The organism is Pseudomonadales bacterium, assembly GCA_024234165.1.
Classification (GTDB): Bacteria; Pseudomonadota; Gammaproteobacteria; order Pseudomonadales; family UBA5518; genus UBA5518.
On the sequence record JACKOP010000002.1, the window covers coordinates 313946 to 328231 of the forward strand.

A 14286-nucleotide genomic window follows, 5' to 3' on the forward strand; every position below is an offset into this window, starting at 1 on the left:
TTTATCCAGTTCCGACCGCAACCCGCCCGATTCCCGAACTCAGGGAACGGCAGGCGCCGCCTGTTCGACCTGACCGTCTGCGTCGGTAACCATCACACGCCAGGTGCCATCGTCGTAGATGCCGACGCTCGACCCTGCCAGCAACCAGCCATCCGCTCTGCGCAGCACATGCGTGTGCCACGAAAAATCGTTCTTTCCGAGCTGTCTGACGTCCCAGTTGGTGGCCGCGGCATCCGCCGCTGCAATCAACCCGTTGGCACCGCTCAGGAACCAGTGCGAACCATCCCAGGCCACAGCGAAATAGTGGTTGTGCTCCGAGGTCCGGATCGGCGTCCAGGTGGCGCCACCGTCAGCCGTTGCGAGGATCGCCCCGTCCAGCCCGACCACGAGTCCGTTGTCCGGATCGCGGAAGGCCACGGCGCTGAGGTAACTGCCGGTGCCCGAGTCCTGCGTTTCCCAGCTCGCACCATCGTCTTCCGAGTGGAGGATCGTGCCGAACTCGCCAACCACCCAGACTCGGCTCCCCACCTTCGTGAAGCCTTGCAGGCCAACGTCCTCACGTTCGCGCATCAGACGCCACGTTGCACCGCGATCATCCGAACGCAGAATGGTGCCACGATCACCAACCGCCCACGCCTGGCCGTCGGGGAATACGCCCACGTCCATCAGCTTGATGTTCGCGGGAATCGCGTCACTGCTGCGCGTCTCCCAGGTCGTGCCGCCGTCCTGCGTCACGAGCATCGAGGCGTCATCACCGACGGCAACCGCCGTGGATGCGTCCCACGTCGCCACGGCCTGCAGGTTGATGTCACCGCCGGTACGCTGAATGGTCCAGCTCCGCCCCCCGTCGCTGCTCTTGATGATCTTCCCGAAGCTTCCCACCAGCCACAGTTGATCCTGGCTCGGTTCCGCCACGCCGTAGAAGCGGTCGAGCACCGATATCGGTGGCGGGATGACCACATTGCTGTTCACGGCAGGATGGGTGAACAGCGCCAGATAGATCAGCAACAGGATGACCGCCCACGGCGTGACGGTCGACGCGATCCCCTTCAAGCTGGACATCATTCTCATGTTATTGCCGGGCCTGATTCGTATGGGTTGAAGACAACCTCGGTCCAATATGTGTAAAAGTGCCATTTTCGGTCACAGCCCTACAATGACTCGAGACGCACAAAACATTGACTCACCGTGCGCATGGCATTGACCAGATGCGCTGGTCCCAGGCTCGGCTAAGATCCGCGCGACGGCGCAGCATGCAGCGGGAACGACATACAGTGAATGACGATAGCAGCGACGACGGACACAGCCGCGCATGCACGCCGCTGGCGCTGCCCGTGGGAGTACGCGTGGTCGAAGTCGGTCCGCGCGACGGGCTGCAGAACGAGCCCGACTTCGTTCCCACCACGATCAAGCGCGAACTGATCGAACGACTCGCGGCGGCTGGCCTGCGCCATATCGAAGCGACCGCCTTCGTTTCACCGAAACGGGTTCCGCAGATGGCCGATGCGGCGCAACTGCTGCGATCCCTCGACCGCGCACCCGGCATCACGTACCCGGTACTGACACCGAACCTCACCGGCTTCGACGCGGCGCTGGCAGCCGGCGCCACCGAGGTCGCCGTGTTCACCGCCGCCAGCGAGAGCTTCTCGCAGCACAACGTGAACTGCTCGATCGCCGCATCGCTGGCACGCTTCGCACCGGTCATGGATGCGGCTCGCCACGCGGGAGTCCGGGTGCGTGGCTACGTATCGTGCGTGCTCGGTTGTCCATACGAAGGCGCGGTCGCTCCCGAGCGCGTCCGCGACGTCGCCAGCGCTCTCTACGAGAGCGGCTGCCACGAGGTGAGCCTCGGCGATACCATCGGCGTCGGCACTCCGGTCGCGACACGGAGACTGATCGAGTGCGTAGCCGCCCGCATTCCGGTGGAGCATCTGGCCGGGCATTTTCACGACACCTACGGGATGGCGATCGCGAACGTCTTTGCCGCGTTGCAGTGTGGTGTCAGCGTGTTCGACGCCTCGGTCGCGGGTCTGGGCGGATGTCCGTACGCACCCGGTGCGTCCGGCAACGTCGCAACGGAAGACCTCGCGTACCTGCTCGCAGGACTCGGCATCGAAACCGGTATCGATCTCGATGCGCTGCTCGATTGCGCCGTCTGGATCAGCGCACAGCTCGGGCGCCAGCCCGCGTCGCATACTACGTTGGCGCGCCGACGCAGCCGTCCCGGCGTATGACCATTGCCAACTCCTGCGCCGAGCTACAAAGGCTGTCGCAAAAGCCTCCGATCGTCGATGCGAGCAGCGCGGGACGATGCCTTTGCACCGGTGGGACGTCGTAAATGCATCCCTGCAGACTCGAGTGCCGCATCCCTGCGGCACACGCCCCCGATGCAAAGGCATCGCCCCACGCTTCGCGGCATTTTACGACACGCTCTACAGGTGCCCGCTCGACCGTCGCAACTACGGTGCGGGAAGTTTCCCGCCGTCTCCAGCGGCGGCACGATCGACGTACAGCGTCACGCGCCGTGCGTGACGGGCAACCGCCTGTGCCGGCGTGCGTTCGGGATCTTCGGGTCCATGCAGCACGCGCGCCAGCGCGTCGGTCTTGTCCGCACCGGCAACCAGAAACCAGACGGCGCGTGCACGGTTGATGTACGGCACGCTCAGCGTGATACGCCACGGTGCCGGATCGGGGCCACGCCCCACCGTCACCTTGCGCGTGCGCTCGTGCAGCGCAGCATCTCCGGGGAACAGCGAGGCGGTATGGCCGTCGGCGCCGAGTCCGAGCAGCACCAGGTCCAGTCGCTCGGGCAGGCAGCGTTCGTAGCACTCTGCACTCGCCGCTGCACTGCCGGCACAGACCATCGGAAACACCCGTGGCGCTGCGACGCGATCAAGCAGCGCCGCGCGCGCCATTGACTCGTTGCTCAGCGCACTGTCACGCGGCACGAAGCGCTCGTCGCTCCAGTAGACCGCGATGCGACTCCAGTCGAGATTGCGGTGCGCGAGCTGCTGGTAAAGCGCGCGCGGTGTGCTGCCGCCCGAGAGGGCTACCGCGAATTCTCCACGCGCGGCAATGGCGCGACGCGCCGACGCAACCAAACGCTGTGCAACCCGCGCGGCCAGCGCGTCGGGCGAGTCGAATACGTGCAGGCGCACCTTCAGCCCTCCTCGCCCCGCACACTGTCGGCGGCTATCACCGGCATCGGGTTGTACCAGCTGCGCGCATTGCGCACCAGCAGCATGTCGGCACTGACCGGCCCCCAGGTGCCAGCCGCGTAGTTCGGCATGCTCATCGACGGGCTTTCACGCCAGACCTCGAGCACGGGTTCGACGATCTCCCATGCGGCCCGCTCCTGGTCTGCGCGCATGAACAGCGTCGTCGAGCCCTCGATGATCTCCAGCAGCAGCGTCTCGTAGGCCTCGCGCGACGGTACATGGAAGGCTTCGTCGTAATTGAAGTCCATGCTCACTGCACTCAGCTTCATGCCGGAACCCGGCGCCTTGGCATGAAAGCCGAGCACGATTTCTTCCTTGGGCTGGATGCCGATCAGCAGGTGGTTCGATTCGAGGATGTCGGCTGCCCGCGTCGGAAACATGCGATGCGGTACCGGACGGAAGAAGATCGCCACTTGCGACAGCTTGCGCGGCATGCGCTTGCCGGTACGCAGGTAGAAAGGCACACCGTGCCAGCGCCAGTTGTCGATATACAGCTCGAGTGCGGCGTAGGTCTCGGTGTAGGAGTTTGCGTCCACACCACGCTCCTGGCGATAGCCGCGAATCGTCCTTCCGTCGATGCTGCCGGGCCCATACTGTCCGCGCACCGCGCAGGGATACGGCGCATCGAACTGCACTTCGCGCACGGCTTTCAGCACGTCGACCTTCTTGTTGCGCAACTCCTCGGCCTCGTAGTTCACCAGCGGCTCCATCGCGACCAGGCACAGCAGCTGCAGCAAGTGGTTCTGCACCATGTCGCGCAGGGCTCCCGAGTCATCGTAATACCCACCTCGGGTACCGACTCCGTCGGACTCGGCAACCGTGATCTGCACATGATCGACGTAGCGCCGGTTCCAGATCGGCTCGAACATCGCATTCGCAAACCGCAGCGCAATGATGTTCTGCACCGTCTCCTTGCCCAGATAATGATCGATGCGATAGATCTGGTTTTCGTCGAACACCACGCGCAGCGCCGCATCCAATGCCTCGGACGAGGCAAGATCGTGACCGAAAGGCTTTTCGATCACGATCCGGTTCAACGGGTTGCCGTTGCCCAGCCCTGCCGCACCGAGTCCGGCCGCGATACACCCGAACACATCGGGCGGCGTCGACAGGTAGAACACACGCGCGCACGGAGCGCCGAACTCCGTTTCCGCGCGTGCAACGCGGGCTGCGAGTGCCGCATAGCTCGCTTCCTCGTCGAAACCGCCGACGTGGTATTCGATACGCGAGGCAAATTTGCTCCACTCGGCAGGATCGGCCGCACCGCGTCGCGAGTGACTGGCGATGGCACGTTCCATGTCGGCGCGAAACGCATCCTGGTCGCCGCGTCGAGCCACGCCGAGCACCAGAAACCTTTCGGGCATCTGCCCGTCGAGGTACAGGTTGTAGAGCGCAGGCAGCAGCTTGCGCCGGGTGAGATCCCCCGTTGCTCCGAAGATCACCACCACCACCGGTTGCAGCTTCAACATCACGATACCCCCCATGCAGAATGGAACACTCCCTCACGGTCGATACGCTCGTAGGTATGCGCACCGAAATGATCACGTTGCCCCTGGATCAGGTTTGCCGGCAGGCGGGCGCTGCGCATGCCGTCGAAATACGCGAGTGCCGCCGCCAGTGCCGGCACGGGGAGGCCAGCGGCGATTGCCTCGCACAGCGTCGCACGCAGCCCCGCGACGCCAGCGTTCAACGCCTGCACCACGACCGGTGCACATAGCAGACTCGCTGCTGCAGGGTCTGCTGCAAGCGCGGCTGCCATCGGATCGAGGATCGCCGCGCGGATGATGCAACCTGCCCGCCAGATACGGGCGACCGTCGCCAGGTCGGTGCCAAAGCCGTATTCCGCCGACGCGTGTGCAATCTGCCCCAGACCCTGGGCGTAGGCAATCCAGGCGCCAGAGTAATACGCATCCTCGAGTGCCTTCAGCACAATGACCCGATCCGCCGTGGACACGACGGGCGAGGAGTAAAGCGGAGCGAGCTGCTCGCGCTGTGCCTTGTACGCCGACAACGACCGCGCGGTCACGGCAGCATCGATCGCCGGAACCGGCACGCCCAGATCCATCGCGTCCTGCGAGCTCCACTTGCCGGTACCCTTGGCCTTCGCACGATCGAGCACGGCATCGATCAACGCCCCACCACCCTCCGGATCCGGCGTGCGCAATACTTCCACGGTGATCTCGACCAGGTAGCTTCGCAGTCTTCCCGCGTTCCAGCGTGCGAACTCGCTGGCCATCTCGTCGTTATTCATGCCGAGCCGGCGGCGCATCAGGTCATAGCACTCGGCGAGCATCTGCATCAACGCGTATTCGATCCCGTTGTGGATCATCTTCACGTAATGGCCTGCGGCACCTGCACCCATCAGTGCCACGCAAGGGTCATCGCCGGCACGCGCCGCCGCACTTTCGAGCACCAGGCGCAGGCGACGCCACGAATTTTCACTGCCACCCGGCATCATGCTCGGCCCGTGACGCGCACCGCTTTCTCCGCCCGAGACACCCATGCCGACGAACTCGATACCGTCCGGCGCCAGTTCGTCGATGCGTCGCATGGTGTCACGATAGAAACTGTTGCCCGCATCGACGATGAAGTCGCCGCGCTTGAGCAGCGGACGGAGTCCAGCAACGACCGTATCCACGACCGCCCCCGCGGGCACCAGCAACAGCACCACCCGTGGTCGTCGCAACGCGGCGACGAAGTGCGCCAGATCGTCGAAACCCTGGATGTTGTCGGCCGGCAATGCACGCAATCTTTCCACCTGCGCGGGATTGCGCGCGTAGCCGGCGACCGAGTGACCGTGATCGGCCAGATTGAGCAGCAGATTCATTCCCATGGTGCCAAGCCCGATCATTCCGAGCTCGAATTCGCGCGCCTTCGACATCAGTTGACCCTCCCGGTGTTGCGACCAAGACGTTGTGCAGGAAAGTGACGCGTCATCGCCGAGCCGTCTGGCCCCAGCAGCAACTGTGCACGCCGGTTCATGCGGTAGAACAACGGCACCAGCTCGCGGTCGTGGCGTCCGCTGGCGGCATCATCGAGCACGAAACGTTCGAGCGCCGCTTCGCCTTCCTGCCAGCTCGCGGGGCGCGTGCCGAGCAGCAGCGCAAGCTCATCGAGATCGGCATCCAGCAACTGCTGCCCGATCTCGTCGTGGCGCTGCAGATGCCGTACCAGACGGAATGCCACATGGAGCTGGTGATCGTGCCAGGCGTCTGCGTTGGGCAATTCACGCAACGAACGCAACAGATGCGCATAGCGTCCGGCAACCGGACTCGTCCATGCAACCGGCGTCTCCACTGCCGGCAAATGGATGTCGAGGATCTCTGCCAGCGCCTCGACCGCGAACAGATCGGTCTCCGAACACCAGCGCAGATTGATCATCACGTCCGACCCTGGCGGTGGATCACGCAGCGTCGCGCCGAGTGCAAGGTGATTGGTCAGCGTGAACGCGAAGTAGTAGACACGGATCGCGTCCATGTCGACCGCTCGGCCACTCAGTTCGGCGTAGCGCGCGTAGAGCGCCTCGAAGTCGCCGTAACCGATCACGGTGTCGCGGATACGCCAGCCGGCGAGGTCCATCATCGGATCGCCAATGTGGCCGAGCTCCAGATCCAGCACAGCGAGCACGCGCCCGTCAGCGTGGTGGAACTGACCGCCGTCCCACAGCACCGCTGCCTCACGCCCGCGCGTATCCGGCCAGTTGCGCTTCAGCCAGCCGAGACAGAATTCCATGAACGGTTCAGGGTGTGTCTTGCGTGCCCTGAAGATTTCCTCGTAGCGGAGAATGCCGATGCGCCCTGCCTCGTCCGGCGTGGCGGCACGGCGGACACCGGCAGCCACGAATGGATCAAGCGGCAACGCATGCAGCGCCGCCAGGATCTGCAGGTAATGATCGACGACTGCGCGCCGCTCCTCTTCGCTTGCCGCAGCGAAATCCTCGGATCCGCCAACGCAATCCATCACGTAGGCGCACGGATCCTCGATCCAGCCGTACACGCGTGCCACTGGAATGCCGAACCCGTGCAGCAGTGACTGGAAGCGCATCTCGTGATCGAGCGGGAACACCATCGGCATGTCGGTACGCTCGCCGCGCACGCACAGCGCGAACCGTTCGCCGTCACGCTCCAGATCGACGAACCACACCGGACGCCAGCGCGTCTGGCGTTCGATGCCAAGCACACGGCCACCCACGTGCGCGTGCAGCCACGCCGTGATCTTCTGTTCCGCCGTCTGCTCTGCGCCACCCATCGCATCATCCCCGTCATCGCTCGCCGTGGGGCCAGTCCGTGCGTCACCCGGCATGGCACGCGCGGGGCAGGGCGACTCGAAGCCGGCACCCTCTTCATGGATAATTGCGCCGCCATGAAACCGACACAGCAACGAAGCCACCTTACGCCATCACATCGCTTCTGCGTAGCGCCGATGATGGAATGGACCGATCGCCATTTCCGCTATTTCGCACGCCTGCTGTCGCGGCGCGCATTACTCTACACCGAGATGGTGACCAGCGCTGCGATCATGCACGGCGAACGCGATCGCCTGCTCGGCTTCGATGCCGCAGAGCATCCGCTCGCCCTGCAACTCGGTGGCAGCGACCCGCGCGAACTCGCCGCAGCCGCCCGCGTCGGCGTCGATTACGGCTATGACGAGATCAACCTGAACGTGGGCTGCCCGTCGGACCGCGTGCAGTCCGGGCGCTTCGGGGCCTGCCTGATGGCCGAACCAGCGCTGGTCGCCGACTGTGTGGCGGCGATGCAGGCTGTAGCAGACGTACCGGTCACCGTGAAGTGCCGTATTGGTATCGACGAGCACGACTCGCCAGAGGAGCTCGTGCATTTCGTTGCTGCGGTTGCCAGCGCAGGAGCGCGCACCGTGATCGTGCACGCACGCAAGGCATGGTTGCAGGGCTTGTCCCCGAAGGAGAACCGTGAGATCCCGCCGCTGCACTACCCGACCGTATATGACCTGAAACGCGAGTTTCCGCAGTTGCGGATCGTGATCAACGGCGGCATCGACTCACTCGACGCGTGCGAGGACCACCTGCACCACGTCGACGGCGTGATGCTGGGGCGCAGTGCGTATCACGACCCCTGGTTGCTTGCGCAAGTGGACTCACGGCTGTTCGGCGAAACCGACCCCGTACCGACGCGTCACCAGGCACTCGAAGCGTTCCTGCCGTATGTGGAACGTGAACTCGCTGCCGGACGCCGGCTGTGCCAGATCAGCCGCCATGTGCTGGGGCTGTTCCACGGTCGCCCCGGCGGCAAACGATTCCGTCGCTACATCGCTGAAAACGCGTACCGGTCGGGAGCCGGCATCGATGTATTGCGCCATGCCGCAGCCCTCGTTCCACCCGATTGCGATTCGCGGCAAATGACCGGAGCATGATGTCGATCAGGGTGCTTCGTCTCCGAACTCGTCGTCGAAGCCGTCATCGAAATCCGGCTCCCGGGGTCCCCCTTCGATCAGGAGCTGGCGGCGCTTGAGGTAGAGGTTGCGCAGGAACACATAACGATCGCCGACGATCAGTTGCTCGGCCTCGAGGAGATTGGCGCGCTGATCCACGGCCTCCAGGGTACGCAGTGACCAGCGCGCAGTATCGTCCTCGAGGTAGGTGACCGGCTCGAGGAACCAGTCCCCGCCGACGCCGATGCCGTCGCGCACCGTGCTCGGGCCGAAGAACGGCAATACCAGATACGGCCCCGAACCCGCTCCCCAGCGGGCCAGCGTGACCCCGAAGTCGGTCGTCTTCTGCTGGATGCCCATCTGGCTCGCGACGTCGAACAGCCCGGCGATTCCAAGCGTGCTGTTGACTGCGAAGCGTCCGGCATCCAGACCTGCATCACACAGATGTCCCTGCAACAGGTGATTCGCAAAACTCGGCACTTCGCCCAGGTTCGAGAAGAAGTTGCTGACTCCCCGATCGACGAAATGCGGCGTGACCGCCCGGTAGCCCTTGGCTACCGGCTTCAGCAACCCGCGGTCCAGAAACTCGTTGAACGCAAAAACATGTCGGTTGAACCCTTCCCATGGATCATCCGTAGCCCCGCTCGCGGGCGCTGCCAGCGCCGCGAGCAACAGCCCAGCACCCAGCAACAGAGTGCTCGCATACCGCCGTGTCGTCGTCATCGGATCGTACCGTTTCCGTTCCCGTTCAGCCTGCGCAGTCTAGCACGCAGGGGAAGGTCTCTCCGGCCGATCACGCCTCACGCATCCATTCCAGCAACTGCGGAAACAGCTCGGCCTCGGCCTCCGGGCGCAACAACATCCCGGTATGCGAGTAGTCGGCACCACCGCCGGCAGCGCTGCCGACGATCAGCATCCGCCCGTCGTGGTGACCGATTTCATGCATGAAATCCCGTACATCCTCCGGGTGACCGAACGCGCGATCGGCTGCCGAGGCGAAATACAGGCTGCGCGGCCACACACCGGCGGCGAGCGTCGCACCGTAGTCGAAGCCATCCTCGGGATCGAGCCACGCTGCCTCGCGCGCCCAGTGCAGCCCATCGAGGAAGCAGCGTCCGGACTCCCTCGCGGTACCGAGTCGCAACGCCGGTGCGGGCAGGTAGCCTTCCGCCGCAACGGCGATTCGTCCGATCCGGTTCCACAGCAGATCGATCAGCAAACGGCGTCGCAGGCCACCGGCACGCACCCGGCGGCGAGCAGCGAAATGCGCAAGCTGGCGCACACCGGGTGATTCGGCTCCACTGCGGGCAAGTGCGGCCACCGCAAGTACGCCCCCCAGCGAATGCGTGACCCAGGTCTGTTCACGCCCGCCCGTGAGTCGTCCCACCGTCGCTGCCAGTGCCGGAATGTCCTGGGTGATGATCTCGTGGAAGCCGAAGTCGCTGTGCTGGTTGATCGCCGGCCAGCTCTTTCCCTTTCCACGCAGGTCAGGCACGAACACCTCGCAGCCGTTGCGCGCCAGCCAGCACGCAAGCCCCAGACCGGAATGGGAATAGAAGATGTGGCCGTCTTCGGCCGCGCCATGCAGCATCAGCACCGGCTCGCCACGACCCTTGTCCCCGCACCACAGCCGGCGCAGGTGCAACTGCACCTTGCCGGTCACGGGGACCATCGAGGATTCCTGTCTGAGGGCAACGGCCATCGGCACGGTTCGGTCGGGCATCGGGCCGGCAAGTGTAGCCGATCCCCCCCTGCCCTGCCGGCGGTTCAACCTGCCCTGATCGAGTCGTCCCAGAGCCTGTCGAGGCGTTTCACGGAAACCGGCGCAATCGTTCCGATCTGCTGCGCAAACAGCGATACGCGATACTCCTCGAGCATCCAGCGGTACTCGGCGACACGGGCTGCGCCCAGCGCGCCGCCACGAGCCTGTTCCAGGTGGCGCAACAGTCGCTGCGTCAGCCCGTCGAGTTCGCGCACCGCCTCGAGGTCGCGCGCCAGCCGCAACGGCAACTTTTCCAGCCGCAGCGCCAGCGCCTCGAGATACACCGGAAACCGATCGAGCCAACGCGCCGGGGTCCGGTACAGGAAACCCGGTGCGAACAGCGCGGCGAGTTGCTGCTCGACGTCGCGTCGACTGGCTGCGAACGCCGGGAGCTCGAGCACCGCACGTTGCCTCTGGACCGCGTGGCGCTGCGCGGCGATACGTCCGAGCAGCTTCTCCAGTGCACTTGCGCGTGGCGTGATCGCCTGGCCGCAGCGCACAAGCAGCGTCTGGTAGGCTTGCGGGTCGCGTGGCAGCTCCGCATCGTCCGGCGGCAGGCAGCTCTCGATCGCCGCAAGCAACAGGTCCTCGACCAATACCGCACGGTCGAATCCCGCACCCCATTGCAGCCCGATGCGTGGATCCTTCAGCAGGTTGCGACGCAACCACGCCGCAGCCTGTCCACACTCGATCAGCAACAGACGGCGCACCCCCGCGCGGTGCGTCGCCAGCGCCTCGACGGCATCCGGGAAGGTTTCGGCTGCGACCGTATCACCCGCGTCGCGCAGCGCCGGATAGCCGGGCACGTCGAGCGCCTTGCCCGCAACCCGCACCACCTCGGGCAGCGGGCCGATATCCCAGCGTGTGATGCCGCCTCGCGCGTACGCTGCCGGTGCGGCCCGCTGCACCTCGGTCTTCACGCGCGGTGCAAGCGCGAGGCGAATCCCCGCGATATCACGCCCTTCGGCAATCACCGCGCCGTCGGCATCCTGCACGCGCAGATTCATGCGGTAAAACGGATCCAATGCATCTTCCTGCCACGCGTCGCGTGGCACCACGACGCCACGCTCACGCGCGAGCAGCGCCGCGAGCGCCTCGACGAGCGGAGTATCGGATGGCTGCAGTTGCGACAGCAGCACATCGACCGTGTCCGGCACCGGTACCAACGCCTTGCGACAGTGCTTCGGCAGGCCCTTCAGCAGCGCGATCAGCTTGTCGCGCAACAGGCCGGGCACCAGCCATTCGGGCACATGGCGCGGAAACTGATCGAGCAGGGCCAACGGCACCACTGCAGTTACCCCGTCCGCCGGATGACCCGGTTCGTAGCGGTATGCGAGCGGTACACCCCACTCGCGCCACTGCAGGCTGTCGGGGAACTGGGCCACACTCGGTGTTGCATCGAGCCGGCGCAGCAGGACCTCGCGCTGCATGCACAGCACATCCGGATCCCGCACCAGTGCGCCACGCAACCATTTCTCCAGCGAAGGGTGATCGTGCACCGCTTCCGGCAGGCGCTCGTCGTAGAACTCGTGGATCACCGCGTCATCCACCAGCAGATCGCGCCGTCGACCTTTGGCTTCCAGTTCCTCGACCTCGTCCAGCAGCGCGCGGTTGTGCAGCCAGAACTTCTGGCGGCTGCGGTAATCGCCCTCGACCAGCGCGCAGCGGATGAAGATGCGGCGCGCCTCGGCGAGGTCGATGCGCCCGTAATCGACGTTGCCTCGATCGCTGAGCACCAGTCCGAACAGGCGCACGCGCTCGTTGGCGAGCACCTTGCCTGCGCGCACCGACCAGTGCGGCGAGTGGTGTTCGCGCTTCACCAGATGCTCGGCCCACGGCAGCGCCCACTCCGGCTCTACCGCGGCCACGCCGCGCGCATAGACACGCGTGGTCTCGACCAGCTCGGCGGCGACGATCCACCTGGGCGCCTTGCGAAACACCGCCGATCCGGGATGGATCGCAAACCGCCTTCCACGCACGCCTTCGTAGTCACGCTCCTCGGTGCGGGTACCGATGTGCGTGAGCATGCCCGCGAGCACCGCGCGGTGCAGCGCCTCCTCCGCGACCGGTGCATGGTTTTCCGTCAGCCCGAGCTCGCGGCATGTCAGTCGCAGCTGGTGGTGGATGTCGCGCCACTCGCGCAGGCGCAGGAACGACAGGAACTCGCGCTGGCACAGCCGCCGCCACTGGCTGGCGTTCAGCGCCTGGCGTCGCTCCTCGACGTACTCCCACAACCGCAGCACGCTGACGAAATCCGAAGTCGGACACGCGAAACGGCGATGGCTTTCATCCGCTGCCTGCTGGCGCTCTACCGGACGCTCACGCGGATCCTGGATGCTCAGGAATGCACTGACCACGAGCATCTCGGCCAACACGCCGAGTTCGGCCGCAGCCAGCAGCATGCGTGCGACGCGCGGATCGACCGGCAGGCGAGCCAACTGGCGCCCGATCCTGCTCAGACCACCCCTGCGATCGAGTGCTCCCAATTCTTCCAGCAGACGCAGTCCGTCGTTGATCTGTCGTTGTTCGGGCGGGTCCAGGAACGGGAACCGCGCAATCTCTCCCAGCCCCAGTGCCTGCATCTGCAGGACCACCGACGCGAGCCCGGTACGCAGGATCTCGGGATCGGTGAACTCGGGGCGAGCGAGAAAATCCCGCTCGGAATAAAGCCGCACGCAGATGCCATCGCTGAGGCGTCCACAACGGCCCTTGCGCTGGTCGGCGCTGGCTCGCGACACCGGCTCGATCGGCAGGCGCTGCACCTTCGAACGCACGCTGTAACGGCTGATGCGAGCGAGCCCCGGGTCGATCACGTAACGAATGCCCGGCACGGTCAGCGAGGTCTCGGCGACGTTGGTGGCCAGCACGATGCGCCGTCCGCCACGCGCCCCCGGTCGCAGCACACGCGCCTGCTCCGCCTGCGACAGCCGCGAATACAGCGGCAGCACCTCGATGTGCGGCAGGCCCGACTTGCGCAGCGCAAGCGCGGTCTCGCGGATATCGCGCTCACCGGCATGAAAGACCAGGATGTCCCCACGCCCGGCGTGTGCGCTGCCACGCTCGTGCGCGATCAGTTCGGCGACCGCCGCGACTATCGCAGCCGGCAGGTCCGCGTCGTCTTCGGGCAGTGGGCGATACCACAGCTCGACCGGATAGGTGCGACCGGCCACCTCGATCACCGGCGCCCCGGCAAAGTGTTGCGCAAACCGTGCAACGTCGATGGTCGCCGAGGTGATCACCAGCTTCAGGTCCGGGCGCTGGGGCAGCAGCCGCTGCAGGTAGCCAAGCAGGAAATCGATGTTCAGGCTGCGCTCGTGCGCCTCGTCGATGATGAGCGTGTCGTAGCGTTCGAGCCGACGGTCGGCGGAGATTTCCGCAAGCAGGATACCGTCGGTCATCAGCTTGATCAGCGTGTCCGGCGTGGAACGGTCGGCGAAGCGCACCTGCGAGGCGACCAGCGTCGTGCCTGCCGCGCCTAGCTCCTCGGCGATGCGCGCAGCCACCGCCTGGGCGGCAATTCGTCGCGGCTGCGTATGTCCAATCATGCCGTGCACGCCGCGCCCGAGTTCGAGACACAGCTTCGGCAACTGGGTGGTCTTGCCCGAGCCGGTATCACCGGCAAGGATGACGACCTGATGTTGCGCCAGCGCTTGCAGAATGCGCTCACGCGCCGCGCTGACCGGCAGTTCCGGCGGATAGTCGATCGCAGTCGGCAACAGCAGGCGTCGCCGCTCCACGCGTGCGATCGACTCGTCCATCGCAGCACCGAGAGCACCCTGCAGACGGTCGTGCGGCTTGCCCTGACGAACCAGATCGGCGAGTTGCATGAACTGGCGTGTCAGACGCGCGCGATCCGCCCCCAGCACCTGCGCCAGGCGGGCGTGCATCTGCTGCAGCACC

10 protein-coding genes are annotated in these 14286 nt (G+C 65.4%); 2 read left to right on the top strand and 8 right to left on the bottom strand.

The window, feature by feature from the left end; all coding sequences use genetic code 11:
* Positions 1–39: 39 nt before the first annotated feature.
* On the bottom strand, positions 40–1062 hold the full coding sequence (locus H7A12_07155; GenBank protein ID MCP5320587.1) for a glycosyl hydrolase: 1023 nt from the start codon (positions 1060–1062) through the stop codon (positions 40–42).
* A 191-nt stretch (positions 1063–1253) separates the two neighbouring features.
* Between H7A12_07155 and H7A12_07160 the strand changes: the two genes are divergently transcribed.
* Positions 1254–2234 carry a hydroxymethylglutaryl-CoA lyase gene (locus tag H7A12_07160; GenBank protein ID MCP5320588.1) on the top strand — a complete coding sequence of 327 codons (981 nt, stop codon included), beginning with the start codon at positions 1254–1256 and terminating at the stop codon, positions 2232–2234.
* Between the two features lie 225 nt (positions 2235–2459).
* Here the strand turns inward: H7A12_07160 and pgl are convergent, their stop codons facing one another.
* From pgl to H7A12_07180, 4 genes are read right to left on the bottom strand one after another with little or no spacing between them, the layout of a single operon-like run.
* On the bottom strand, positions 2460–3158 hold the full coding sequence (gene pgl / locus H7A12_07165) for a 6-phosphogluconolactonase (GenBank protein ID MCP5320589.1): 699 nt from the start codon (positions 3156–3158) through the stop codon (positions 2460–2462).
* Positions 3159–3160: 2 nt separating this feature from the next.
* Positions 3161–4687 (bottom strand): glucose-6-phosphate dehydrogenase, encoded by a 1527-nt coding sequence (gene zwf, locus H7A12_07170; protein ID MCP5320590.1) that lies wholly within the window; start codon positions 4685–4687, stop codon positions 3161–3163.
* Positions 4687–6099 carry an NADP-dependent phosphogluconate dehydrogenase gene (gene gndA, locus H7A12_07175; protein MCP5320591.1) on the bottom strand — a complete coding sequence of 471 codons (1413 nt, stop codon included), beginning with the start codon at positions 6097–6099 and terminating at the stop codon, positions 4687–4689. Before gndA ends, zwf begins: the two co-directional genes overlap by 1 nt.
* On the bottom strand, positions 6099–7466 hold the full coding sequence (locus tag H7A12_07180; protein ID MCP5320592.1) for a phosphotransferase family protein: 1368 nt from the start codon (positions 7464–7466) through the stop codon (positions 6099–6101). The genes gndA and H7A12_07180 overlap by 1 nt, the downstream gene beginning before the upstream one ends.
* 114 nt (positions 7467–7580) lie before the next feature.
* On the opposite strand from H7A12_07180, the gene dusA reads away from it, so the two are divergent.
* Positions 7581–8606 (top strand): tRNA dihydrouridine(20/20a) synthase DusA, encoded by a 1026-nt coding sequence (gene dusA / locus H7A12_07185; protein MCP5320593.1) that lies wholly within the window; start codon positions 7581–7583, stop codon positions 8604–8606.
* Between the two features lie 6 nt (positions 8607–8612).
* Here the strand turns inward: dusA and H7A12_07190 are convergent, their stop codons facing one another.
* The 3 genes from H7A12_07190 to hrpA all read right to left on the bottom strand — a co-directional run bounded on the left by H7A12_07190 (position 8613) and on the right by hrpA (position 14273).
* On the bottom strand, positions 8613–9347 hold the full coding sequence (locus tag H7A12_07190) for a VacJ family lipoprotein (GenBank protein ID MCP5320594.1): 735 nt from the start codon (positions 9345–9347) through the stop codon (positions 8613–8615).
* A gap of 70 nt (positions 9348–9417) precedes the next feature.
* Positions 9418–10296: an alpha/beta fold hydrolase gene (locus tag H7A12_07195; protein ID MCP5320595.1), complete on the bottom strand. Its 879-nt coding sequence runs from the start codon at positions 10294–10296 to the stop codon at positions 9418–9420.
* A 95-nt stretch (positions 10297–10391) separates the two neighbouring features.
* The gene (gene hrpA / locus H7A12_07200) at positions 10392–14273 is read right to left on the bottom strand and encodes an ATP-dependent RNA helicase HrpA (protein MCP5320596.1); all 3882 of its coding nucleotides are present in this window, start codon (positions 14271–14273) and stop codon (positions 10392–10394) included.
* Between the last annotated feature and the right edge of the window lie 13 nt (positions 14274–14286).

What these genes read in the sequence shown, in the direction of transcription:
- H7A12_07155 (MCP5320587.1), bottom strand. Translation starts at nt 1,062, where the DNA reads ATGTCCAGCTTGAAGGGGATCGCGTCGACCGTCACGCCGTGGGCGGTC.
- H7A12_07160 (MCP5320588.1), top strand. Translation starts at nt 1,254, where the DNA reads ATGCAGCGGGAACGACATACAGTGAATGACGATAGCAGCGACGACGGA.
- zwf (MCP5320590.1), bottom strand. Translation starts at nt 4,687, where the DNA reads ATGTTGAAGCTGCAACCGGTGGTGGTGGTGATCTTCGGAGCAACGGGG.
- gndA (MCP5320591.1), bottom strand. Translation starts at nt 6,099, where the DNA reads ATGTCGAAGGCGCGCGAATTCGAGCTCGGAATGATCGGGCTTGGCACC.
- H7A12_07180 (MCP5320592.1), bottom strand. Translation starts at nt 7,466, where the DNA reads ATGGGTGGCGCAGAGCAGACGGCGGAACAGAAGATCACGGCGTGGCTG.
- dusA (MCP5320593.1), top strand. Translation starts at nt 7,581, where the DNA reads ATGAAACCGACACAGCAACGAAGCCACCTTACGCCATCACATCGCTTC.
- H7A12_07190 (MCP5320594.1), bottom strand. Translation starts at nt 9,347, where the DNA reads ATGACGACGACACGGCGGTATGCGAGCACTCTGTTGCTGGGTGCTGGG.
- H7A12_07195 (MCP5320595.1), bottom strand. Translation starts at nt 10,296, where the DNA reads ATGGTCCCCGTGACCGGCAAGGTGCAGTTGCACCTGCGCCGGCTGTGG.
- hrpA (MCP5320596.1), bottom strand. Translation starts at nt 14,273, where the DNA reads ATGCACGCCCGCCTGGCGCAGGTGCTGGGGGCGGATCGCGCGCGTCTG.